16 protein-coding genes are annotated in these 20,691 nt (G+C 67.5%); 13 read left to right on the forward strand and 3 right to left on the reverse strand.

The window, feature by feature from the left end; all coding sequences use genetic code 11:
* Positions 1-46: 46 nt before the first annotated feature.
* A complete protein-coding gene (locus VGN82_RS03070; protein ID WP_327525518.1) occupies positions 47-1,915 on the reverse strand; it encodes a TRAP transporter large permease in 1,869 nt (622 codons plus the stop codon).
* 285 nt (positions 1,916-2,200) lie between these two features.
* Here VGN82_RS03070 and VGN82_RS03075 point away from each other — a divergent pair, with 285 nt between their 5' ends.
* From VGN82_RS03075 to VGN82_RS03085, 3 genes are all read left to right on the forward strand, one after another.
* Complete coding sequence (locus VGN82_RS03075; protein WP_327525519.1) at positions 2,201-3,037, forward strand: IclR family transcriptional regulator; 837 nt, start codon at positions 2,201-2,203, stop codon at positions 3,035-3,037.
* 189 nt (positions 3,038-3,226) lie between these two features.
* Entirely contained in the window at positions 3,227-4,867 is a 1,641-nt protein-coding gene (locus tag VGN82_RS03080; protein ID WP_327525520.1) for an acyl-CoA synthetase, read from the forward strand.
* Positions 4,864-5,718, forward strand: coding sequence for a PCC domain-containing protein (locus tag VGN82_RS03085; protein WP_327525521.1), 855 nt, complete (start codon positions 4,864-4,866; stop codon positions 5,716-5,718). The genes VGN82_RS03080 and VGN82_RS03085 overlap by 4 nt, the downstream gene beginning before the upstream one ends.
* A 1-nt stretch (position 5,719) precedes the next feature.
* On the opposite strand, the gene VGN82_RS03090 is transcribed toward VGN82_RS03085, so the two are convergent.
* Positions 5,720-7,348 carry an acyl-CoA synthetase gene (locus VGN82_RS03090; RefSeq protein ID WP_327525522.1) on the reverse strand — a complete coding sequence of 543 codons (1,629 nt, stop codon included), beginning with the start codon at positions 7,346-7,348 and terminating at the stop codon, positions 5,720-5,722.
* A gap of 134 nt (positions 7,349-7,482) precedes the next feature.
* On the opposite strand from VGN82_RS03090, the gene VGN82_RS03095 reads away from it, so the two are divergent.
* Both VGN82_RS03095 and VGN82_RS03100 read left to right on the forward strand, forming a co-directional pair.
* On the forward strand, positions 7,483-8,379 hold the full coding sequence (locus tag VGN82_RS03095) for a beta-keto acid cleavage family enzyme (protein ID WP_327525523.1): 897 nt from the start codon (positions 7,483-7,485) through the stop codon (positions 8,377-8,379).
* An 84-nt stretch (positions 8,380-8,463) separates the two neighbouring features.
* Positions 8,464-9,216 (forward strand): bestrophin-like domain, encoded by a 753-nt coding sequence (locus tag VGN82_RS03100; RefSeq protein WP_327525524.1) that lies wholly within the window; start codon positions 8,464-8,466, stop codon positions 9,214-9,216.
* A 16-nt stretch (positions 9,217-9,232) separates the two neighbouring features.
* Here VGN82_RS03100 and VGN82_RS03105 read toward each other — a convergent pair whose 3' ends face one another.
* A complete protein-coding gene (locus VGN82_RS03105; RefSeq protein WP_327525525.1) occupies positions 9,233-10,432 on the reverse strand; it encodes a pyridoxal-phosphate-dependent aminotransferase family protein in 1,200 nt (399 codons plus the stop codon).
* Between the two features lie 168 nt (positions 10,433-10,600).
* Between VGN82_RS03105 and VGN82_RS03110 the strand changes: the two genes are divergently transcribed.
* The 8 genes from VGN82_RS03110 to VGN82_RS03145 all read left to right on the forward strand — a co-directional run bounded on the left by VGN82_RS03110 (position 10,601) and on the right by VGN82_RS03145 (position 20,650).
* Entirely contained in the window at positions 10,601-11,323 is a 723-nt protein-coding gene (locus VGN82_RS03110) for a GntR family transcriptional regulator (RefSeq protein ID WP_327525526.1), read from the forward strand.
* A 147-nt stretch (positions 11,324-11,470) separates the two neighbouring features.
* Positions 11,471-14,416 (forward strand): FAD-binding and (Fe-S)-binding domain-containing protein, encoded by a 2,946-nt coding sequence (locus tag VGN82_RS03115; protein ID WP_327525527.1) that lies wholly within the window; start codon positions 11,471-11,473, stop codon positions 14,414-14,416.
* A 79-nt stretch (positions 14,417-14,495) separates the two neighbouring features.
* The gene (locus VGN82_RS03120) at positions 14,496-15,680 is read left to right on the forward strand and encodes a CaiB/BaiF CoA transferase family protein (RefSeq protein ID WP_327525528.1); all 1,185 of its coding nucleotides are present in this window, start codon (positions 14,496-14,498) and stop codon (positions 15,678-15,680) included.
* Positions 15,677-16,594 (forward strand): NAD(P)-dependent oxidoreductase, encoded by a 918-nt coding sequence (locus VGN82_RS03125; RefSeq protein ID WP_327525529.1) that lies wholly within the window; start codon positions 15,677-15,679, stop codon positions 16,592-16,594. Before VGN82_RS03120 ends, VGN82_RS03125 begins: the two co-directional genes overlap by 4 nt.
* Positions 16,591-17,499, forward strand: coding sequence for an amidohydrolase family protein (locus VGN82_RS03130; protein WP_327525530.1), 909 nt, complete (start codon positions 16,591-16,593; stop codon positions 17,497-17,499). The genes VGN82_RS03125 and VGN82_RS03130 overlap by 4 nt, the downstream gene beginning before the upstream one ends.
* A 74-nt stretch (positions 17,500-17,573) precedes the next feature.
* Positions 17,574-18,941, forward strand: coding sequence for an ABC1 kinase family protein (locus VGN82_RS03135; RefSeq protein ID WP_327525531.1), 1,368 nt, complete (start codon positions 17,574-17,576; stop codon positions 18,939-18,941).
* A gap of 111 nt (positions 18,942-19,052) precedes the next feature.
* Positions 19,053-19,553, forward strand: coding sequence for a 5-(carboxyamino)imidazole ribonucleotide mutase (gene purE / locus VGN82_RS03140; RefSeq protein WP_327525532.1), 501 nt, complete (start codon positions 19,053-19,055; stop codon positions 19,551-19,553).
* Entirely contained in the window at positions 19,550-20,650 is a 1,101-nt protein-coding gene (locus VGN82_RS03145) for a 5-(carboxyamino)imidazole ribonucleotide synthase (protein WP_327525533.1), read from the forward strand. The genes purE and VGN82_RS03145 overlap by 4 nt, the downstream gene beginning before the upstream one ends.
* Positions 20,651-20,691 lie beyond the last annotated feature (41 nt).

Here is a 20,691-nt window from a genome sequence, read left to right on the forward strand (position 1 = left end):
TCCCGGGAAGTTGGTCGCGGCATGGCGCAGGCGTCGCGTTTCTCCGTCACAGCACCCAGGTAGAGAGCCCGGGGACGAGGGCGATGACGATCAGGCCGACGATCAGCGCGATGAGATACGGCCAGATCGCGCCCATTGCCTCGTCCGGCGAGACGTTGCCGATCTTGCAGGCGATGTAGAAGCCGATGCCGATTGGCGGCGCCATCAGGCCGATATTCATCGCGGTGACGACGACCATGGAATAGTGCACGTCGTTGATGCCGAGATTCTTGGCGATCGGGAACATCAGCGGCGCCATCAGCACGATCGCCGGCAGGCCTTCGAGCACGCAGCCGAGGATCATGAAGACGACGATGGTGACTGCCATGAAGGTGAGCCAGCCGCCGGGCAGGTTCGCCATGAAGGTGGCGAGGTCGCGGGCGAAACCGGTCTGGGTCAGCGCCCAGGCCATGGCGAGCGCCGTGCCGAGAATGACCAGGATCGCGCCTGAGAGCGCCGCGGTCTCGACCAGCATCTGGTAGAATTTGCGCAGGCTGATGCCGCCATAGAGCACGATGCCGATGACAAGCGCGTAGAGCACCGCAATCGTCGAGACCTCGGTCGCGGTGGCGACGCCGCCGCCGACCGCGGCGCGGATGATGAAGGGCAGGACGAGGGCCGGCGCGGCGACGAGCGCCACCTTGCCGATCACCGCGAGCGGAGCGCGGCGAACGCCCTTCATGTCCTCGGCGGCCGCCTTCCAGCGGGCGAGGCCGGCAAGCGCGACCAGCAGCACGCCGGCGATGACGAAGCCCGCATTGAACAGCCCGGCGATCGAGACGCCGGCGACCGAGCCGAGCACGATCAGGACGATCGAGGGCGGCACCGTGTCGGCCATGGCGGCGCCGGTCGAGAGCAGCGCGATCAGGTCCTTGGGCTTGTAGCCGCGACGCTTCATCTCCGGGAACAGTGCCGGTGCCACGGTCGCCATGTCCGAGACCTTGGAGCCCGAGATCCCCGAGACGAGATAGAGCGAGCCGAGCAGGACGTAGGACATGCCGGCGCGGACATGGCCGAGCAGCGATGCGAGGAAATCGACGATCGCCTTGCCCATGCCGGTCGCGTCGAGGATGCAGCCCAGCAGCACGAAGATCGGCACCGAAAGCAGGATGAGGCTCGACATGCCCTCGTCCATGCGCCCCACCATGACGATCAGCGGGACATTGGTCGAGAAGGCGAGGAAGGCGAGGGTGCCGAGGCCGAAGCAGAATGCGATCGGCACGCCCGCAATGAGGCAGGCGGCGACGACGCAGACCAGGAAGATCAGGATGTTGTAGTAGCCCAGTCCCTTCAGCGTCGGCCCGAGCAGCCAGAAGGCGAGGCCGAACCCGCCAATGACCAGTGCGGAGGCCGCGATGTCGGCCGGCCGTGCAGTCTTCAGGGCGTAGCGGATCGTTAGCAGCAGCATCAGCACGATGCCGACGGCAATAGCCGAAACCCGCCAGCTGACGGGGATGTTGAGCGCGGCCGAGGTGACGTAGCTTTCCTCGATCGCGTAATCGATGGCCGGGTAGGCCATGGCGGCCAGGAAGGCGGCGACGGCGAGCAGCGCCAGCGTCTCGACGAATTCGCGCAGGCGCTGGGGCATCATGCCCACGAAGAGCGTCAGCCGCAGATGCTCGTTACGGTCGATAGCGATGGCCGCGCCGAGCATGGCGAGCCAGATGAAGGAGATCGAGGCGACCTCGTCGACCCAGACGAAAGGCAGCGCGAAGACATAGCGCGAGACCACGCCCAGCAGCAGCACACCGATGATGAAGGCGACCAGCGCGGCAGCGACCGCCTCGACCGGGCGCATGATGGGGGAGCCGGGGCGCGCGTCCTCGTTCTCGCTCAGGTTCTCGGGGATATGCAGCGTATCGACGACATCGACCATGCGGCAGCCTCAGATGCCGGTCGCCGGGCGTACTACGCCCGCTGCACAGGTTGGCTCGGGGGCCATCGTTCCATTCCTCCCTTCGCGCCGATCTTGTGATGTCGTCGGCGTCGATTGCGGTCCACACTGTGAATGGTCAGGCAGTGGGATGGCCGGCAGATTACACGAGGTAAGCGGCATTGCAATCCGCAAAGCGCCCATCTACGGTTGGGAGATAAGAATAAGGTCCACATCATGGACCGCTTGGAGGAGCGCTTGCCGCAGAGTTCCGTGCCGGAAACAGCAATGTCCGGTTCGCAGAGCGTTGACCGCGCTCTGCGGCTGTTGGCGCTGATCGGCCGGGAGCCGGCCGGCGGGCTTCCACTCACGGAGATCGTGGCGGGCAGCGGGCTCAACAAGCCGACAGCGCGGCGGCTCCTGCTCGCGCTGATGCGGGCAGGGCTCGTGGAGCAGGAGCCGCAGTCGCGTCATTACTGCCTCGGCGAGGAGGCATTCGTCCTCGGCGTGCTGGCGGCGCGCCGGCACGGGCTTCTCGAGCTCGCGATGGAAAGCCTGCGGCGCCTCTCGGCTGTGACGATGGATACGAGCTTCCTCTCGATCCGGCGGGAGAACTACGCGGTCTGCCTGCATCGCGAGGAGGGCACCTATCCGGTGCGGACGCATGCGCTGCAGACCGGGCAGCAGCATCCGCTCGGCGTCGGCGCGGGCTCTCTCGCCATGCTTGCGGTGCTGCCTGACGATGATGTGGACCGAATCATCGAGACGAATACGCCCACCTTGCTGGCGCAGTATCCGGGCTTTGCGCCGGAGCTGATCCGTGGCGATCTCGCCCTGGCGCGAGAGCGCGGCTTCGCAGTGAATCCCGGCCGGCTGGTCGCGAGCTCCTGGGGCGTCGGGGCCGCCTTCCGCTATCCCGACGGGCGCGTGGCCGGGGCGCTCAGCCTTGCCGCAATCGACAGCCGCATGCAGCCGGCACGGCAGGAGGAACTCGCCGGCCACCTCGCGCAGGAGGTCGCCCGGATGGAGCGGCTGCTGGCCGAGATGTTCGTGTCCGGACGCAAGACGGCGAGCCGGGCGGTCGGGCGGCCCGCGGCCGCGACGGCCGAGGCGAGGCGAGCCTAGTGCGCGGCTGGCAGCAGAAGGCGCTGGTCGTCCCGGGCGACCGTAGGGAGACCCGGGACCCGCTCCGGGACGGTTCAGCGATGGATCCCGGATCGTCGCTGCGCTGCGTCCGGGATGACGGCGCGGATTTTCAAGCAGCCGAAGCGAGCGATCGGCCAATCGGCGGCAATCGATATGGGAGTGCCTGACATGGCAGCATCGAAGTCCCCCACTGCTCCCGCTGGCGGCGTCATCCCGATGACGCGGCGGGTGATGAATCTCGGCCATATCGCCGCGCAGAATGCGCGCCGGCTTAGCGCCCACCCCGCCTTCATCTGGGGCGATCTGACGCTGAGCTGGGCCGAGCTCGACGCGCAGGTGTCGGCGCTGGCTGCTGGCCTGCGGGCGCGCGGCATCGGCAAGGGCGACCGCATCCTGGTCCATTCCAAGAACTGCGACGCCATGTTCGTCTCGATGTTCGCGACCTTCCGGCTCGGCGCGGTCTGGGTGCCGACGAATTTCCGTCTGCTGCCGGACGAGGTCGCCTATCTCTCGACTTCTTCGGGCGCAAAGGCCTTCCTCTGCCATGGCGATTTCCCCGAGCACGCGGCGGCCGTTTCCGCGGCCTCGCCCGCGCCGGAGTTCACCTGGCGGATCGGGCCGGGCAGCTTCGGCGAGGCCGATGTCAGCGAGGTGATCGCGCGCCATCTCGGCGAGCGCGTCGTCGACGTTGCCGTCGAGCATGACGACCCGTGCTGGTTCTTCTTCACTTCGGGCACGACCGGGCGTTCCAAGGCCGCAGTGCTGACCCATGGCCAGATGGGATTCGTGATCACCAACCATCTCTGCGACCTCGTGCCAGGCACGACCGAGGCCGACGCCTCGCTGGTCGTGGCGCCGCTGTCGCATGGCGCAGGCGTGCACCAACTCATGCTGGCGGCGCATGGTGCGACGACGATCCTGCTGCCGACCGAGCGCTTCGACATCGACGAGGCCTATCGGCTGATCGCGCGCCACCGCGTCACCAGCCTCTTCACCGTGCCGACGATCCTGAAGATGCTGGTCGAGCATCCGGCGGTCGACACGCATGACCATTCCTCACTGCGCTACGTCATCTATGCGGGCGCGCCGATGTATCGCGAGGACCAGAAGCGGGCGCTCGCCAAGCTCGGCAAGGTGCTGGTGCAGTATTTCGGACTGGGCGAGGTGACCGGCAACATCACCGTGCTGCCGCCCGCCCTGCACGAGGCCGAGGACGGGCCGCAGGCACGGGTGGGAAGCTGCGGCTTCGCCCGCACCGGCATGCAGGTGCAGATCCAGGACGACGAGGGCAGGGAGGTCGAGCCCGGCGTTCAGGGCGAGATCTGCGTGATCGGCCCGGCGGTCTTCGCCGGCTACTACGACAACCCCGAGGCCAATGCGAAGTCGTTCCGCAATGGCTGGTTCCGCACCGGCGACCTCGGCCATATGGACGAGCAGGGCTATGTCTTCATCACCGGCCGGGCCTCGGACATGTATATCTCCGGCGGCTCGAACATCTATCCGCGCGAGATCGAGGAGAAGATCCTGACCCATCCGGCGATCGCGGAGGTCGCGGTGCTCGGCCTGCCCGATCCGGTCTGGGGCGAGATCGGTGTCGCGGTCTGCGTCTGCCGCGGCGGCGAGCGCGCGAGCGAGGCCGAGATCGCCGGCTTCCTCTCCGAGAAGATCGCCCGCTACAAGATGCCGAAGCGCTTCTTCTTCTGGGATGCCCTGCCGAAATCCGGCTATGGCAAGGTGCCCAAGCGTCTCGTCCGCGATGAGCTGGAGGCACGCGGCGAGCTTGAGTGGCTCAAGGGGAAGGCGTCGTGAGGCGGATCGAACAGCCCGGCACCGGCACGGCCGAGCGCATCCAGTCGGCCGAGTGCCATGGCCTGCGCTTCCCCATGACGCTGGAGGCGGGGCTGCCGCTGCTGGAGGCCGTCAGGCGCAGCTTCGCGGCCGCCGGTTTCACCTCAGGCGTGGCGAAGCTCGACGGGCTCGCTCTCTCACCCTTCGCCTATGTCATGCCGGCGCTGTCGAGCACGCCGGAGCATGCGGCCTTCTACAGCGAGACCTTCCGCCCTGCCGGCACCGCCCGTATCGAGACCGGCGCGATCACCTTCGGCCAGCGCGACGGGGCGCCGTTCTTCCATGCCCATGCGCTCTGGCTGGAAGGCGACGGCAAGCGTAGCGGCGGGCATATCCTGCCGGACGAGACGATGGTCGCCGAGACGATCACGCTGCCTGCCGTCGGGCTCGACGGCGCGGCCTTTGTCGCCGAACCAGACAGCGAGACCAATTTCAAGCTGTTCGGACCGAAGCCGGCGGAGCTCCTCGGGGCGACGCGCGAGGGCCGCTTCTTTGCGCTCAGGGTCAAGCCGAATGTCGATTTCTGCGGGGCGCTGGAGCGTTTCTGTGCCGAGCGCGGGATCGCACGCGCGACAATTCATGGCGGGGTCGGGTCGACGATCGAGGCGCGGTTCGTGGATGGCGACGGGGTGGAGAGTTTCGCCACGGAGGTCGCGATCACAGCGGGACGGATCGCCGATGAGGGGGCGGGACCGCAGGCGCAGATCGATGTCGCGCTGGTCGACTTCACCGGGTCGATGGCGAGCGGACGGCTCGTGCGCGGCGACAATCCCGTGCTGATGACCTTCGAGCTGGTGCTGGAGGTGGGTTAAGTCAGGCGCTGCGCTGCCTCTCGATTTCCATCTCCCGGAGATTCTTGCGCTGGATCTTGCCCGTCGCCGTCATCGGCAATTCCGTCACGAACTCGATGGCGCGCGGATACTGGTAGGCTGCCAGCCGGTCGCGCACGAAGGCCTGGATTTCGGCAGCCAGCGCATCCGAGGCTTCGACGCCGGGCTTGGGCAGGATGAAGGCCTTGACGATCTCGGTGCGCACCGGGTCGGGGACGCCGATGACGGCGACCATCAGCACGGCCGGATGGCGAATGATGCAGTCCTCGATGTCGCCGGGGCCGATGCGATAGGAGCCGGACGAGATGATGTCGTCGTCGCGGCCCTGGAACCAGAAATAGCCGTCCTCGTCGCAGGTGCCGGTATCGCCGGTGAGCAGCCACTCGCCGGCGAATTTCGCGGCGGTGGCTTCGGGCTGGCGCCAGTATTCCAGCATCATCACGGGATCGGGTCGGGCGACGGCGATCAGCCCTGCTTCGCCCGCCGGCAGTGGTTCTCCTTCAGGCGAAACCACTGCGACGCGATGGCCCGGCACGGCGCGGCCCATCGAGCCCGGCCTGATCGGGAACAGGCTCTCGCAATTGGCGACGAGCAGGTTGGCCTCGGTCTGGCCGTAGAACTCGTTGACGGCGAAGCCGAAGGTCTCGCGGCTCCAGTCGAGCATATCGGCGCCGAGCGTCTCGCCGCCGCTGCCGATCGAGCGCATCGCATAACCGAAGCGGCGTGGGTCGCGAACCTGTCGCATCAGCTTCAGCGCGGTCGGCGGCAGGAAGGCATTGCGGACCCCGTGCCGTGCCATCAGGTCGAAGGCCGCTTCCGGATCGAACTTGCGGGCGCGCGAAGCCAGGACCGGCACTCCGCAACAGAGGCTCGGCAACAGCACATCGAGCAGGCCGCCGATCCAGGCCCAGTCGGCCGGGGTCCAGAACAGGTCGCCTGATTGCGGAAAGAAGGATTGCGGCACCTGGACGCCGGGCAGATGGCCGAGCAGGACGCGATGGGCATGGAGCGCGCCCTTCGGTTTCCCGGTCGTCCCTGAGGTGTAGATGATCAGCGCAGGATCGTCGGCGCGGGTGTCGACGGGCGTGAACGCGTCTGAGGCTTTCGCCATTTCGGCCGCCAGATCGAGATGGCCACCTGCGCCGTCGATGACGAAGATGCGCCGCAGGTCGGGCAGGGCGCCACGGATCGCCTCGATCTTGGCGAGGTTCTCGGCATCAGTGATCAGGGCCGCGGCGCCGCTGTGCTGCAGCCGGTGCTCCAGAGCCTCGGGACCGAACTGGATGAAGAGCGGCAGCGCGATGGCGCCCATCTTGTAGACGGCGAGATGCGCCATCGCCGTTTCCGGCCGCTGCGGCAGCAGGATACCGACGCGCTCGCCTTGTCCGATGCCATGGCCGCGCAGCATGTTGGCGATGCGGTTGCTCGCCTGCTTCAGCTCGTCGAAGCTCAGGGTCGCGACGCCGGTCGCCTCGTCCTCGTAGATCAGCGCCGGCCGGCCGCTGCCATCGGCATGGCGGTCGCAGGCGGCGACGCCGATGTTGAAATGCGCAGGGATGTTCCAGGCGAAGCGGTCGACGGTTTCGCGATAGGTCGCACGGCGTTCGAGCACCGGGACGTTCCTCCTCATCGTGTTGCGTTTTCGGCGATGTTGCCCGGCGCCCCTGTCGGCTGACAAGCCCGGCGGAGGCCGCCTATGGTCGCATCAGGCCGGCACACGAATGACCGGCGTGAGGAAATGCTTGCATGACGACGCCGATCTGGATCGAGGCCGCGATCAACGGTCCCTGGGGCAAGGAGCGCCAGCCCGGCATTCCGATCACGATACCCGACATCGTCGCGGACGGCATTGCTGCCGTCGAGGCGGGCGCCGCGATCGTGCATCTGCATGTCTACGATGTGGAGACCGGGCGGCAGCGCGACGATTGGGAGCTTTATGCGCAGGCGATCGAGGGTATCCGCGCCAAGGTCGATGCCATCGTCTATCCGACGATTCCGATCCTCGGCTCCGGCTATGCCGGCGACATGATCGGTTCCGGCCGCTACACCCATCTGGAGGAACTGGCGAAGCGCGGCCTCGCGGAATGGGGCGTTCTCGACCCCGGATCCTGCAACTGGACAACCTTCGCCGGCATCCCCTCGGGCGAGCCGGGCTTCATCTATCAGAATCCGGGCGAGCATATCCGAGAGGGGATGGAGGCGGCGCAGCACTACCGGGTCCATCCGAGCTATGCGATTTACGAGCCCGGCTTCACCAGGCTCGGCGCCGCGCTGGCCAAGGCCTATCCCGGCATGCCCTGCCCGATCTACCGGCTGATGTTCACGGATGCCTTCGCCTGGGGCTTCCCGCCGCGTGACTGGGCACTCGATGCGCATCTGAAACTGCTGGCGGAAGATGCTCCCGATGCTCCGGTGATGATCGCGGGGCTGGGCGTCGACCTGACCGGGCTGATCCCGGTGGCGGTCGCACGCGGCGTGCATGTCCGCGGCGGGCTCGAGGACGCACCCTTCGGAGCGACGCAGACGAATGCCGCGCTGATCGGCCGGACGGTGCGGCTGGTCGAGGCGGCGGGCGGGCGCCCTGCGAGCGCGGCCGAGGTTCGCGGGGATCTGGCGCAGCGCGAGACGAAGCGCCGGACGTAGCGTCAACCCGATCATTCGTGCCAGACTGGTTTGCCGGCGCCTCGGGGCATGCCTCAACCGGCATGCAATGGTCAGGTTTCAACCATGAGCCCCATCGGTGTCGGCGCGATCGCCTTTGTCTGTGTGTTCGGCGGAGCCCTCGTGGGCATGTATCTGCGCTCGCGCCTGCCGGATCATCATCTCGCGCAGGAATCGCGCGATGCGATCAAGCTGGCGACGGCGATCATCGGCACGCTTTCTGCCCTCGCGCTCGGCCTCCTGATCGCCTCGGCCAAGCGGACCTTCGACGATGCCAGCGCCGATCGGCGGACATCAGCGGCGCGCATCGTGCTGCTTGACCGAGTATTGGCGCAGTACGGCCAGGAGACGGCCGAGCTGCGTGCAAAGCTCAAGGCGATCGTCCAGGTACGACTGAAAGCCGAGCAGGACGACGCCGGCGGCGACCATCCGTTCAGTGAAGGCCTCGAGATCGAGGCGGCTCAGGAGCGGCTGAGAAATCTAATGCCGCAATCGGAGTCTCAACGTGCCTTGCAGCAGCGTGCGCTTCAGCTCAGCGGGGACCTTGCCGAAGCGCGTTGGGTTCGCGCGGAGAGCGAGGTGGGGGGCTTCCCGACGCCCTTCCTGGCCGTCCTCATCATGTGGTTCACACTGCTCTTCGCTTCATTCGGCCTGCTGGCGCCGGGCAATGGCACGGTCGTGGCGACGCTGTTCATCTGCGCCCTCTCGGTGAGTGCGGCGATGGTCCTGATCATCGACATGGACCATCCGCATCTCGGCTTCATCCGCGTTTCGGACGTGCCCTTCCGCTGGGCCATCGAACGGATCGGCCAGCCCTGACCTCGCCCTGCGGGTTTCAGGCAACAGCCGCCTTCGGGGCGTTGGCCTCGTTGCTGCCCTCGAATGCGGCCATCGCGGCCTGGACGCCGCCGCAGCGATGGGGGACGCCGGCTGCCGCGAGCCCCATCTCGACGCCCGACAGTGCGCCGAGCAAGGCAAGCTGGTTGCACTCGCCGAGATGGCCGATGCGGAAGACCTTGCCGGCGACCTTTCCGAGGCCGGAGCCCAGCGAGATGTTGTACTTCTCCAGCGTGATCTTGCGGTAGCGGTCGGCGTCATGGCTCGGCGGCATCAGTACCGCCGTCAGGACCGGCGAATGCTCGGCCGGGTTCTGGCAGAGCACTTCCAGTCCCCAGGCCTGGACCGCAGCGCGGCAGGCGGCGGCGAGGCGCTTGTGCCGGGCGAAGACGTTGTCGAGCCCTTCCTCCTGCAGCATCGCGAGCGCTTCCTTGAGGCCATAGAGCAGGTTCGTCGCGGGCGTGTAGGGGAAGAAGCCGCCGGCGTTGATCTTCACCATCTCCTGCCAGTCCCAGTAGGAGCGCGGCAGGCTGTTGGCCTTGGATGCAGCCATTGCCTTCTCGGAGATGGCGTTGAAGCTCAGGCCAGGCGGCAGCATCAGTCCCTTCTGCGAGCCGGAGACGGTGACGTCGACCTGCCATTCGTCATGGCGGTAGTCGACCGAGGCGAGCGAGGAGATGGTATCGACCATGAAGAGGGCCGGGTGGCCGGCGGCGTCGATCGCCTTGCGGATCTCGGCGATGCGGCTGGTCGAGCCGGTCGAGGTCTCGTTGTGGACGACCATCACGGCCTTGATCCGGCGGGCCTTGTCCTCGGATAGCTTCGCCTCGATCGCGGCAGGGTCGGCGCCACGGCGCCAGTCACCGGGAATGAATTCGACCTGGATGCCGAAACGGGTGGCGATCTGCTTCCACAGCGTCGCGAAATGGCCGGTCTCGGCCATCAGTACGGTGTCGCCGGGCGATAGCGTGTTGACGATGGCGGCTTCCCAGGCGCCCGTGCCCGAGGCTGGGTAGATGACCACGGGCTGCGTCGTCTTGAAGACCGCCTTGCAGCCTTCCAGCACATGCTTGCCGAGTGCCGCGAATTCGGCACTGCGGTGGTCGATGATCGGCATCGCGATGGCGCGCAGAATGCGATCGGGAATCGGGCTGGGACCCGGGATGTGCAGGAAATGCCGTCCCTGTTGCGCGCTCATGCTGTCCTCCTTGGCCCTTCTTCAGCTTCGGGCTTTTCGCTGCCATCGGCACCGCGTCACCTAGTTGCGCAAAATTGCATTCATTTTTTGCTTTGGCAATCTCATGATCGCGCTCATAATGGGCCGGATCACACTCGACAGCGCTACCTGCTGAACTAGCGATGATTCATGGCGGAAACCGTTCTGGACAGGTTGGCTGACGATGGCGCGGGCGCGGTCTTGACGGCGCCCGGCGAGTTGCCGCGCGCGTCCGCCACGCTTCACGGTGAGTTGCTGGCGGCGCTGCGCGACTACATCGTCGAGGGTAATCTCGAAGACGGCGCGCGCGTTCCCGAGCGCCTGCTCTGCGAGCGCTTCGGGATTTCGCGCACGCCATTGCGCGAGGCACTCAAGGTGCTGGCGTCCGAGGGGCTGATCGATCTCCTGCCCAATCGTGGCGCGCGGGTGCGTGTCCTGAGCGCCGACGATCTGCGCGAATTATTCGACGTGATGGGCGGTCTCGAGGCGCTGGCGGGCCGGTTGGCCTGCGAGCGGATCAGCGACGAGGAGATCGCCGAGATCGAGCGGGTTCATCACGAGATGTACCGCTTCTATCTGCGTCGCGACATGCACGGCTATTTTCAGTGCAACCAGGAGATCCACCGCATGATCGTCGAGGCGGCCGGCAATGCCGCATTGAAGGCGACCTATGCGGGCTTCGCCGGGCGGATCCGGCGGGTGCGCTATTCGGCGAATCTCGCGACCGATCGAGATCGCTGGGGCGAGGCGATGCGCGAACACGAGGCGATTCTCGATGCGCTGCGCCGTCGTTCCGGCAGCGAGTTGAGCGATATCCTGTTCCAGCACCTGCGCAACAAGCGCAAGGCGGCGCAGGCTGAGGACGTCGGCTGATCGGTCGTCATTTCGGTCGCGCTTATTTTCAGATTGAATGCAGTATACTTTGCGTTAGGCTCTCCCGACGGCGCCGTCAGAGCGCGACTTGGGAGATGACGATATGGCCAAGCCACGACCGGGCGCCGGCGATGCTGCAGGCCGGTGATGAACCAGCCGGCACTGGCCAGATCCCATGCCCGCAATCTCGGCCTCGAACGCCGTCTGGCGCATGCGTTGTCGGGCGAGGTTCGCTTCGACGCCTTCACGCGCGGGCGCTACGCGACGGACGCCTCGATCTACCAGATCATCCCGCAGGGTGTGGCCTTCCCGAAATCGGAGGCCGACATTGCCGCTGCCCTGACGATCGCGGCCGAGCACGGCGTGCCGGTAGTCGCGCGGGGCGGTGGCACCTCGCAGAACGGCCAGCCGATCGGCGATGCGCTGATCCTCGACATGAGCCGGCACTTCAACGCGATCCGATCCTATGACCCGGCGGCGCGCACGGTCTCGGTCGCGCCCGGCCTCGTGCTGGAGGCGCTGAACGCGCATCTCAGGAAGGACGGGCTGTTCTTTCCGGTCGAGCCATCGACAGCAAGCCGCTGCACGCTTGGCGGCATGGCCGGCAACAACTCGTCCGGTGCGCGCTCGCTGCGTTACGGCAAGATGGTCGACAACGTCATCGCCCTGAAGGCGATGTTCCATGACGGCGAGGCCTTCGCGCTGGGTGAAGGCGCGATCGGCGACAATGCCTCGGCCCGCGCACGGGATCTGATGACGCGGATGCTGGCGCTGGCGGAGGGGCAGCGCGCCGAGATCGAGGCGATCTTCCCGAAGGTGCAGCGGCGTGTCGGCGGCTACAATCTCGACGAGCTTCTGCCCGCGCAGCCCAATCTCTCGCATCTGCTGGTCGGCTCGGAAGGCACGCTCGCGATCACCACCGAGGCGACGCTGAAACTTTCGCCCCTGCCGCAGCATCGCGTGATGGGCGTCTGCCATTTCCCGAGCTTTCGCGCCGCGATGGAGACGACGCAGCATATCGTGGCGCTGGGGCCGGTTGCGGTCGAGTTGGTCGACAACAACGTGCTGGTGCTCGGTGCCGATATTCCGCTCTTCGTGCGCACCCTCGCCGATATCACCAAAGGCCAGCCGAACTGCCTGCTGCTGGTCGAATTCGCCGGTGACGACCTCGCCGCGCTGAAGCGCGATCTCAAGCGGCTCGACCAGTGCATGGCCGATCATGGCTTTGCCGACGCCGTCGTCGAGGTGGTCGAGCCTGCCCGGCAGAAGCCGGTTTGGGAGGTGCGCGAGGCCTGCCTCAACATCATGATGTCGATGAAGGGTGACGGGAAGCCGGTCTCCTTCATCGAGGATTGTGCCGTCCCGCTGGAACATCTCGCCGATTATACCGACGCGGTCACCGCGCTGTTCGAGCGGCATGGCACGCGCGGCACCTGGTATGCTCATGCCTCAGTCGGTTGCCTGCATGTCCGGCCGATCCTCAACATGAAGGAGGAGGCCGGGGTCAGGGCGATGCGCGGCATCGCCGAGGAGGCCTGCGACCTGGTGCGGCGCTTCAAGGGCTCGTTCTCGGGCGAGCATGGCGACGGCATCTCGCGCTCGGAATTCGTCGAGCCGATGTTTGGCAGCAAGCTGACGCGCGCCTTCGAGGAGGTGAAGGACGGGTTCGATCCCGACAATCGGCTGAACCCCGGCAAGATCGTGCGGCCGCCCCGGATGGATGATCGCAGCCTGATGCGCTTCGCTCCGGGCTACGAGACGCGGGTCCCGAGGCAGACGGCGCTCGACTGGTCGGATTGGGGCGGGTTCGGCGGCGCGGTCGAGATGTGCAACAACAACGGCACCTGCCGGAAGATGTCGGGCGGGACGATGTGCCCGTCCTGGCGCGCGACGCAGGACGAGACGCATGTCACGCGCGGCCGGGCGAACAGCTTGCGGCTCGCGATCTCCGGCCAGCTCGGCCCCGACGCGTTCACCTCGCCCGAGATGAAAGAGGCGCTCGATCTCTGCGTCTCCTGCAAGGGCTGCAAGCGCGACTGCCCGACAGGCGTCGACATGGCCCGGATGAAGATCGAGTTCCTGAGCCATTATCATGCACGGCATGGGCTGCCGCTTAAGGAGCGGCTGATCGCGTACCTGCCGCGCTATGCGCCCTGGGCGGCGAGGCTGGCGCCGCTGATGAACCTGCGCGACCGGATCCCGCTTCTGGCCAAGTTGAGCGAGCGCTGGCTTGGCTTCTCGGCGCGGCGCTCGCTGCCGGTCTGGCGCCGACCGTGGCGGCAGCTGGGCAGGCCCGCCGGTGTTGCCGATGTGAAGGGCGACGGGCGCGACATCGTGCTCTTCGGCGACAGCTTCAACCGCTATTTCGAGCGCGAGAATCTCGAAGCGGCCGAGCGGGTGCTGGCGGCAGGCGGCTATCGGTTGCACCGCGTCGAGCCCCAGGATGGTGGCCGGCCGCTCTGCTGCGGGCGCACCTTCCTCTCGGCCGGGCTGGTGGACGAGGCGCGCAAGGAGGCGCGGCGTACGCTTGACGCTCTGTCGCCCTATGTCGCCAAGGGCGCGCGCATCGTCGGGCTGGAGCCGTCCTGCCTGCTGACCTTCCGCGACGAGTTCGCGGCGATCCTGCCCAGGGCCGAAGTCGCGCCCGTGGCCGACGCCGCGTTCCTGTTCGAGGAGCTGCTCGCGACCGATCTGAAGACGGGTGCGACGACGCTTCCGTTCAAGGAGCAGGGCGCGCGCGTCGCCCATCTCCACGGTCATTGCCATCAGAAGGCCTTCGCTGCGATGGGGGCGGTCGAGGCGACCCTGCGCGCCATTCCCGGCCTCGAGGTGCGCCCGATCGAATCGAGCTGCTGCGGCATGTCGGGCGCCTTCGGCTATGGCGCCCAGACGATCGAGGTATCGATGGCGATGGCCGAGCTCTCGCTGCTGCCGGCGGTGCGCAAGGCCGAAGCTGACGATCTGCTTGTCGCCGACGGCACGAGTTGCCGCCACCAGATCCATGACGGAGCCCAACGCGAGGCGCTGCATGTCGCACGCGTGCTCGACATGGCGCTGGGCGATCGGGCGGGGGATGAACGCGTCGGCTCGTGACGCTGACAGGGATGGGAACAACGAGGCCGGGTGAGGCGATCAGTTTGCGAAACCGGCCCGAGCAGGGAGGATGTGAACCATGGCGCTGCCGCTCGAAGGCATCAGGGTGCTCGATATTTCGCAGGTCATGGCCGGGCCGTTCTGCTGCATGCTGCTGGCCGATATGGGCGCCGACGTGATCAAGATCGAGCCGCCCGGCACGGGCGATTCGACCCGGCAGTCGATGGGCTTCCGGCTCAAGGGCGCGGACAGCCCGGGCTTCCTGGCGCTGAATCGCAACAAGCGCAGCATCGCGCTCGACCTCAAGCAGGACGCCGATCGCGAGGTGCTCTACGCGCTGGTTCGGACGGCCGATGTCCTGATCGAGAATGCACGCCCCGGCGTCGCTGCCCGGCTCGGCATGGACTACCCGACGCTGCGCTCGCTCAATCCGCGGCTGATCTATGCCAGCATCTCGGGCTTCGGCCAGACCGGGCCGTGGTCGCAGCGGCCGGGCTTCGACCTGATCGCGCAGGCGGTCTCGGGCGTGCTGAGTTCGAACGGTCTGCCCGGCCAGGAGCCGGCCAAGAATTCCATTCCCGTTGCCGATCTCGGCGCCGGGCTCTTTACCGCCTATGCGGTGCTGAGCGCCGTGATCGGCCGTCAGAACTCCGGCGAGGGGCAGTTCATCGATGCCTCGCTGTTCGAGGCGGCGCTGGCGCTCTCGGTCTGGGAGACGACGGAGCTCTGGGGCACGGGCAAGACACCTGAGCCGATCGGTTCGGCCAACCGCATGTCGGCGCCCTATCAGGCCGTCGAGGCCGCCGATGGCTGGTTCGTCATCGGCGCAGCCAATCAGGGGCTGTGGCTGAAGCTCATCAAGGTGCTCGGCCGCGAGGAGCTGCAACTGGACGAGCGCTTCTCGACCAATGCCGCGCGTCTCGCCAACCGGCTCGCCCTGATCGACGCGATGGCGCCGACCTTCGCGAGCCGCACGAGGCAGGACTGGATCGACGGGCTGCTGGCGGCCGGCGTGCCGGCGGCACCGATCCTCGACTATGCGGAGGCCGTGGTCAGCGAGCAGGCCGTGGCGCGCGAGATGGTGCAGATGGTGCCCCATCCGGCCGAGGGGGCGTTCAAGGCGCTCGGCTTCCCGGTCAAGCTCAGCGCCACGCCGCAGCAGATGCGTCGGCCGCCGCCCTTGCTGGACGAACATGGCGACGAACTTCGCCGCGAGCTGGTTGAACTGGGGCTGCTGGCCCCGGAGGCGGGAGCCGGAGCATGAGCGAAACCACGAACCGTTCGCGCATCGGCTTCATCGGCATCGGCATCATGGGCGAGGCGATGGTGCGCCGGCTGCTCGATCTCGGCTTTCCCGTCACGGTCTGGAATCTCGAGCCGGAACGGCTGGCAACGGTCGTGCCGCATGGCGCGGTCGCTGCCGCGACGCCGGCCGCCGTCGCCGCAGCGAGCGACATCGTCATGCTCTGCGTGCTGCACATGGCGGCGGTCGAGCGCTGCGTTCTCGCCGAGGACGGGGTCGCGGTCGCGGGAGCCGGCCCGACGCTGGTGATCGATTTCTCGACGGCCGATCCGGAGGGAACACGGGCTGTCGCTGCCAAGCTGAAGGCGCTGACCGGCGCCGGCTGGGTCGATGCTCCGGTCTCGGGCGGGCCGCAGCTCGCCCGCAATGGCGGCATGACGGTGATGGCCGGCGGCTCGCCGGACGATTTCGAGAAGGCAAAGCCGATCCTCGCGCAGATGGCCGGCAACCTGACCCTGATGGGGCCAGTCGGCGCGGGGCAGACGACCAAGATCATCAACCAGGCGATCGTCGGCACGGGCTATGTCGTGATGGCGGAGGCGCTGATGCTGGCCGAGGCGGCCGGGATCGATGCGGCACGGCTGCCGCAATGCCTCGCCGGAGGACATGCCGACAGCAGCCTGCTGCAGCGGCTCTATCCGCAGATGCAGGCCCGCGCCTTCGAGCCGCCATCGAGCTATGCGCGGCAATTGCTGAAGGATTTGAAGGCGGTCTCGGCCTTCGCGCAGGGGCTCGGGCTCGACCTGAAGGTGATCGAGCAGGGCGTAAAGCGCTACGGCGACTATGTCGCGCTCGGCCATGAAATGTCGGATTCGGCCGCCGTCGTCAGGCTCTACGAGCACGATGCCGCGAAGCGAGGCGAGGTGCGGTCATGAGCGAGCTTCCGCAACGCCCAAAGGCGGTGATCGACGCGCATCACCATGTCTGGGACCTCGCCAACGATCTGCCCTGGCTGAAGCATGAGCGCGTGCCTTTCCGCTATGGCGACTACTCCCCGATCTGCCGCGACTACATGCCGGCCGACTACCGCGCCGACACGGCCGGCTGGCCGGTGGTGGCCTCCGTCTATGTCGAGGCGGAGTGGGCGCGCGAGAAGGCGGCCGAGGAAAGTCGCTGGGTTGCTGCCGTGTCGAAGGCGGAAGGGTTGCCTTCGGTCGTCGTCGCCTGGTGCGACTTTGCGGCGCCCGAGGCCGCGGCCCTGCTCGCCTCGCATGCGTCGGTGCCGATCGTGCGCGGCGTCCGGCACAAGCCCGCCGCGACGCCGAAGCCGGTGGAGGCGAGGAGGGGCGCCCCGGGCTCGATGGACGATCCGGCATGGCGCGATGGCTATGCGCTGCTGGAACGCCACGGCCTGTCCTACGACCTGCAGACGCCGTGGTGGCATCTCGAAGCCGCTGCCGATCTTGCCAGGGATTTCCCGGCGACACCGCTGATCATCAATCATACCGGCCTGCCGGCGGACCGCAGCTCCGAGGCGCTCTCCGCCTGGCGGCGGGCTCTGGGTAAAGCCGCGGCCCAGCCGAACGTCGCGATCAAGATCTCGGGCATCGGCCTGCCCGGCCAATCCTGGACGGTCGCGAACAACGGGCCCGTCATCCGCGACGCCATCGCCATCTTCGGGACCGACCGGGCGATGTTCGCCAGCAATTTCCCGGTCGACAGTCTCGTCGGCGCTTTCGACACGATCTTCTCGGGGTTCCTCGAGGCAACGGCGATGTTTCCTGAAACCGATCGGGGCAAGCTCTTCCACGACAACGCGAAGCGCATCTACAGGATCTGAGGGCAGGCGGCGGCTTGGTCTGCGCTGCGAGGCGCCCTACATGTGGGGCGACCCGTTTCGAAAGCGCCGAGCCCATGTCCGACCGCGATACCGAAGCCAATCGCTTTTCCGCCCGCGCGGCGCGCTATGCCCGCGTCGGAGCGAATGTCGGCGGGGTCGCGGCGCGGATTGCCGGCACGCGGCTGCTTGGCCTCGACGGGCGCAACGCGTCCAATGCCGAGGCGCTGGCCAAGGCGCTGGGCGGGCTGAAGGGCCCGATCATGAAGGTCGCGCAGCTCGTCGCCACCATCCCCGACGTCGTGCCGCCGGAATACGCCGCCGAACTGCAGAAGTTGCAGTCGCAGGCACCGCCGATGGGGGCCGCCTTCGTCAAGCGCCGGATGATGGCGGAACTCGGGGCGAGCTGGCGCGAGCGCTTCGGCGAATTCGACCTCAAGCCGGCGGCGGCGGCCTCGCTCGGCCAGGTGCACCGCGCCACGACGCGGGACGGCGCGGCGCTCGCCTGCAAGCTGCAATATCCCGACATGGAATCGGCTGTCGAGGCCGACATCGCCCAGCTCGAAATCCTGTTTGCGCTGCACCGGCGCATGGACCCGATCATCGACACCACGGAGATCGCCAAGGAGATCGGCGCCCGCGTCCGCGAAGAGCTCGACTACCAGCGCGAGGGCAAGCACATCGCCCTCTACCGGGACATGCTGGCGGATACGCCGGAGGTGCGTGTGCCGGCACTGGAGGCTTCGCTCTCGACGCGGCGGCTCCTGACCATGCACTGGCTCGAGGGCGACGGCATCCTGACCCACAAGCAGGACGACCAGCAGGCGCGCGACCGGATCTCGACGGCGATGTTCAGGGCGTGGTGGCGACCCTTCAGCCATCACGGCGTCATCCACGGCGATCCGCATCTCGGCAACTACACGGTCTTCTCGGAGGGCGGGGCGGCACAGGGCATCAACCTGCTCGACTATGGCTGCATCCGGATCTTCCCGCCGTCCTTCGTCGGCGGTGTGGTCGATCTCTATCGCGGCCTGCTGGAGGGCGACGAGGCGCGCGTCGTCCACGCCTATGAGACCTGGGGCTTCAAGGGGCTGACGAAGGACCTCGTCGACACGCTGAACATCTGGGCCCGCTTCATTTACGGGCCGCTGCTGGAAGACCGGACGCGCCGTATCGCCGAAGGGGTGAGCCCGGCCGAATACGGACGCCGCGAGGCTTTCCGGGTGCACCAGGCTCTCAAGCAGAAGGGACCGGTGACGGTGCCGCGCGAGTTCGTCTTCATGGACCGCGCCGCGATCGGGCTGGGTGGCGTCTTCCTGCATCTCGACGCGGAGCTGAATTTCCACCGCCTGTTCGAGGCGGAGATCGAGGGGTTCAAGGTCGAGAGGATCGCTGCCGATCAGGCCTCTGCAATGGCCCGGGCGGGGCTGGTGGCGAGCAGCTGAGGCATTTCCGACGAGTTTGGGCCGGCGCAGCCGATTCGGCGCTTGCTTCGGCGGCATTTGCCGGTCTAGATCGCGCGCTTCCTCCACAGCGTTCCGGAAGCGCTCCCTGCCATGGCCACCACGTCTTCGCCCGTCGCCATCATCATGGGCAGCCAATCCGACTGGGCGACGATGCGCCACGCCGCCGAGACGCTCGATACGCTCGGCATCGGCCATGACGACCGCATCGTCTCCGCCCATCGCACGCCGCAGCGCATGGTCGAGTTCGCCACCGGTGCCAAGGCCGAAGGCTTCAAGGTGGTGATCGCCGGCGCTGGTGGTGCTGCCCATCTGCCGGGCATGACGGCCTCGCTGACGCCGCTGCCCGTCTTCGGCGTCCCGGTCGAATCGAAGGCGCTGTCGGGGCAGGACAGCCTGCTCTCGATCGTGCAGATGCCGGCCGGCATTCCCGTCGGCACGCTCGCCATCGGCCGCGCCGGTGCGGTCAATGCGGCCCTGCTCGCCGCTGCCGTTCTGGCACTTTCCGACGAAGCCCTGGCGGCACGCCTCGACGCCTATCGCGCCCGCCAGAGCGCAGCCATCGCCGAGCGCCCCGTAAAGGACGAAGCGTGAGCGCGCCGGCTTTCGTGGGGCTCGCGCCCGGCGCCGTTCTCGGCATCCTCGGTGGCGGCCAGCTCGCCCGGATGATCGCGCTCGCCGCGGCCGATCTCGGCATCAAGAGCCATATCTTCGCCCCTGAGCCGGAGAACCCGGCCTTCGATGTCGCCGCAGCCCATACGGTCGCCGCCTATGAGGACGAGGCGGCGCTGGCGCGCTTTGCCGACGGCGTCGATGCCGTGACCTACGAGTTCGAGAATGTCCCGGCCGCGACGGCGGCCTTCCTGGCGGCCCGCAAGCCGCTGCATCCCGGCGCACGCGCGCTGGCGGTGACGCAGGACAGGCTCAGCGAGAAGAAGTTCGTCGCCAATCTCGACCTTGCGGTGGCGCCGTTCCGCGCCGTCGATTCGCTGGCCGATCTCGAATCGGCCGTCGTCGCGCTTGGCCGGCCGAGCGTGCTGAAGACGCGCCGCTTCGGCTATGACGGCAAGGGGCAGGTCAAGATCCAGCCGGATACCGATCTCGCCGAGGCCTATGAGGCGATCGGGCGCTCGCCGGCCGTGCTGGAGGGCTTCGTCACCTTCGAGCGCGAGGTCTCGGTGGTCGCGGCGCGCGGGGTCGACGGCAGCTTCGCCGCCTTCGATCTCTGCGAGAACGAGCATCGCGACCATATCCTGGCCTTCACTCGCATCCCCGCCCAGGTCTCTGCCGGGACGGAGGCGACAGCGATCGAGGCGGCACGACAGATCGGAGCGGCACTCGGCTATATCGGCGTCTTCGCGGTCGAGATGTTCATCGTCGGTGAAGGGGCGGACGAGCGCGTCGTGATCAACGAAATCGCGCCGCGCGTGCACAATTCGGGGCATTGGACCAGCGAAGGCGCCCAGACCTCGCAGTTCCACCAGCATGTCCGCGCCGTCTGCGGCTTTCCGCTCGGTTCGGCCGAGCGGCGTGGCCGCGTCGAGATGGAAAACCTGATCGGCGATGCGGCGTTGCGCTGGCGCGAGCTGCTGGCCGAGCCCGGCGCGCATCTGCATCTCTACGGCAAGCGCGCGGCGCGCGCGGGCCGCAAGATGGGCCATGTCACGCGGGTTTGGCCGGAGACGCGCTGAGGTTGGCGGAAACCTGAGGCGGGGCTTTATTTTCAGTTCCT

Source organism: Allobosea sp. (assembly GCF_035999205.1).
Lineage (GTDB): Bacteria > Pseudomonadota > Alphaproteobacteria > Rhizobiales > Beijerinckiaceae > Allobosea.

Excerpts from the sequence above, each read along its gene's own strand:
- VGN82_RS03070 (WP_327525518.1), bottom strand. The coding sequence starts at position 1,915 with ATGGTCGATGTCGTCGATACGCTGCATATCCCCGAGAACCTGAGCGAG.
- VGN82_RS03075 (WP_327525519.1), top strand. The coding sequence starts at position 2,201 with ATGTCCGGTTCGCAGAGCGTTGACCGCGCTCTGCGGCTGTTGGCGCTG.
- VGN82_RS03080 (WP_327525520.1), top strand. The coding sequence starts at position 3,227 with ATGGCAGCATCGAAGTCCCCCACTGCTCCCGCTGGCGGCGTCATCCCG.
- VGN82_RS03095 (WP_327525523.1), top strand. The coding sequence starts at position 7,483 with ATGACGACGCCGATCTGGATCGAGGCCGCGATCAACGGTCCCTGGGGC.
- VGN82_RS03100 (WP_327525524.1), top strand. The coding sequence starts at position 8,464 with ATGAGCCCCATCGGTGTCGGCGCGATCGCCTTTGTCTGTGTGTTCGGC.
- VGN82_RS03105 (WP_327525525.1), bottom strand. The coding sequence starts at position 10,432 with ATGAGCGCGCAACAGGGACGGCATTTCCTGCACATCCCGGGTCCCAGC.
- VGN82_RS03110 (WP_327525526.1), top strand. The coding sequence starts at position 10,601 with ATGGCGGAAACCGTTCTGGACAGGTTGGCTGACGATGGCGCGGGCGCG.
- VGN82_RS03115 (WP_327525527.1), top strand. The coding sequence starts at position 11,471 with ATGAACCAGCCGGCACTGGCCAGATCCCATGCCCGCAATCTCGGCCTC.
- VGN82_RS03120 (WP_327525528.1), top strand. The coding sequence starts at position 14,496 with ATGGCGCTGCCGCTCGAAGGCATCAGGGTGCTCGATATTTCGCAGGTC.
- VGN82_RS03125 (WP_327525529.1), top strand. The coding sequence starts at position 15,677 with ATGAGCGAAACCACGAACCGTTCGCGCATCGGCTTCATCGGCATCGGC.
- VGN82_RS03130 (WP_327525530.1), top strand. The coding sequence starts at position 16,591 with ATGAGCGAGCTTCCGCAACGCCCAAAGGCGGTGATCGACGCGCATCAC.
- VGN82_RS03135 (WP_327525531.1), top strand. The coding sequence starts at position 17,574 with ATGTCCGACCGCGATACCGAAGCCAATCGCTTTTCCGCCCGCGCGGCG.
- purE (WP_327525532.1), top strand. The coding sequence starts at position 19,053 with ATGGCCACCACGTCTTCGCCCGTCGCCATCATCATGGGCAGCCAATCC.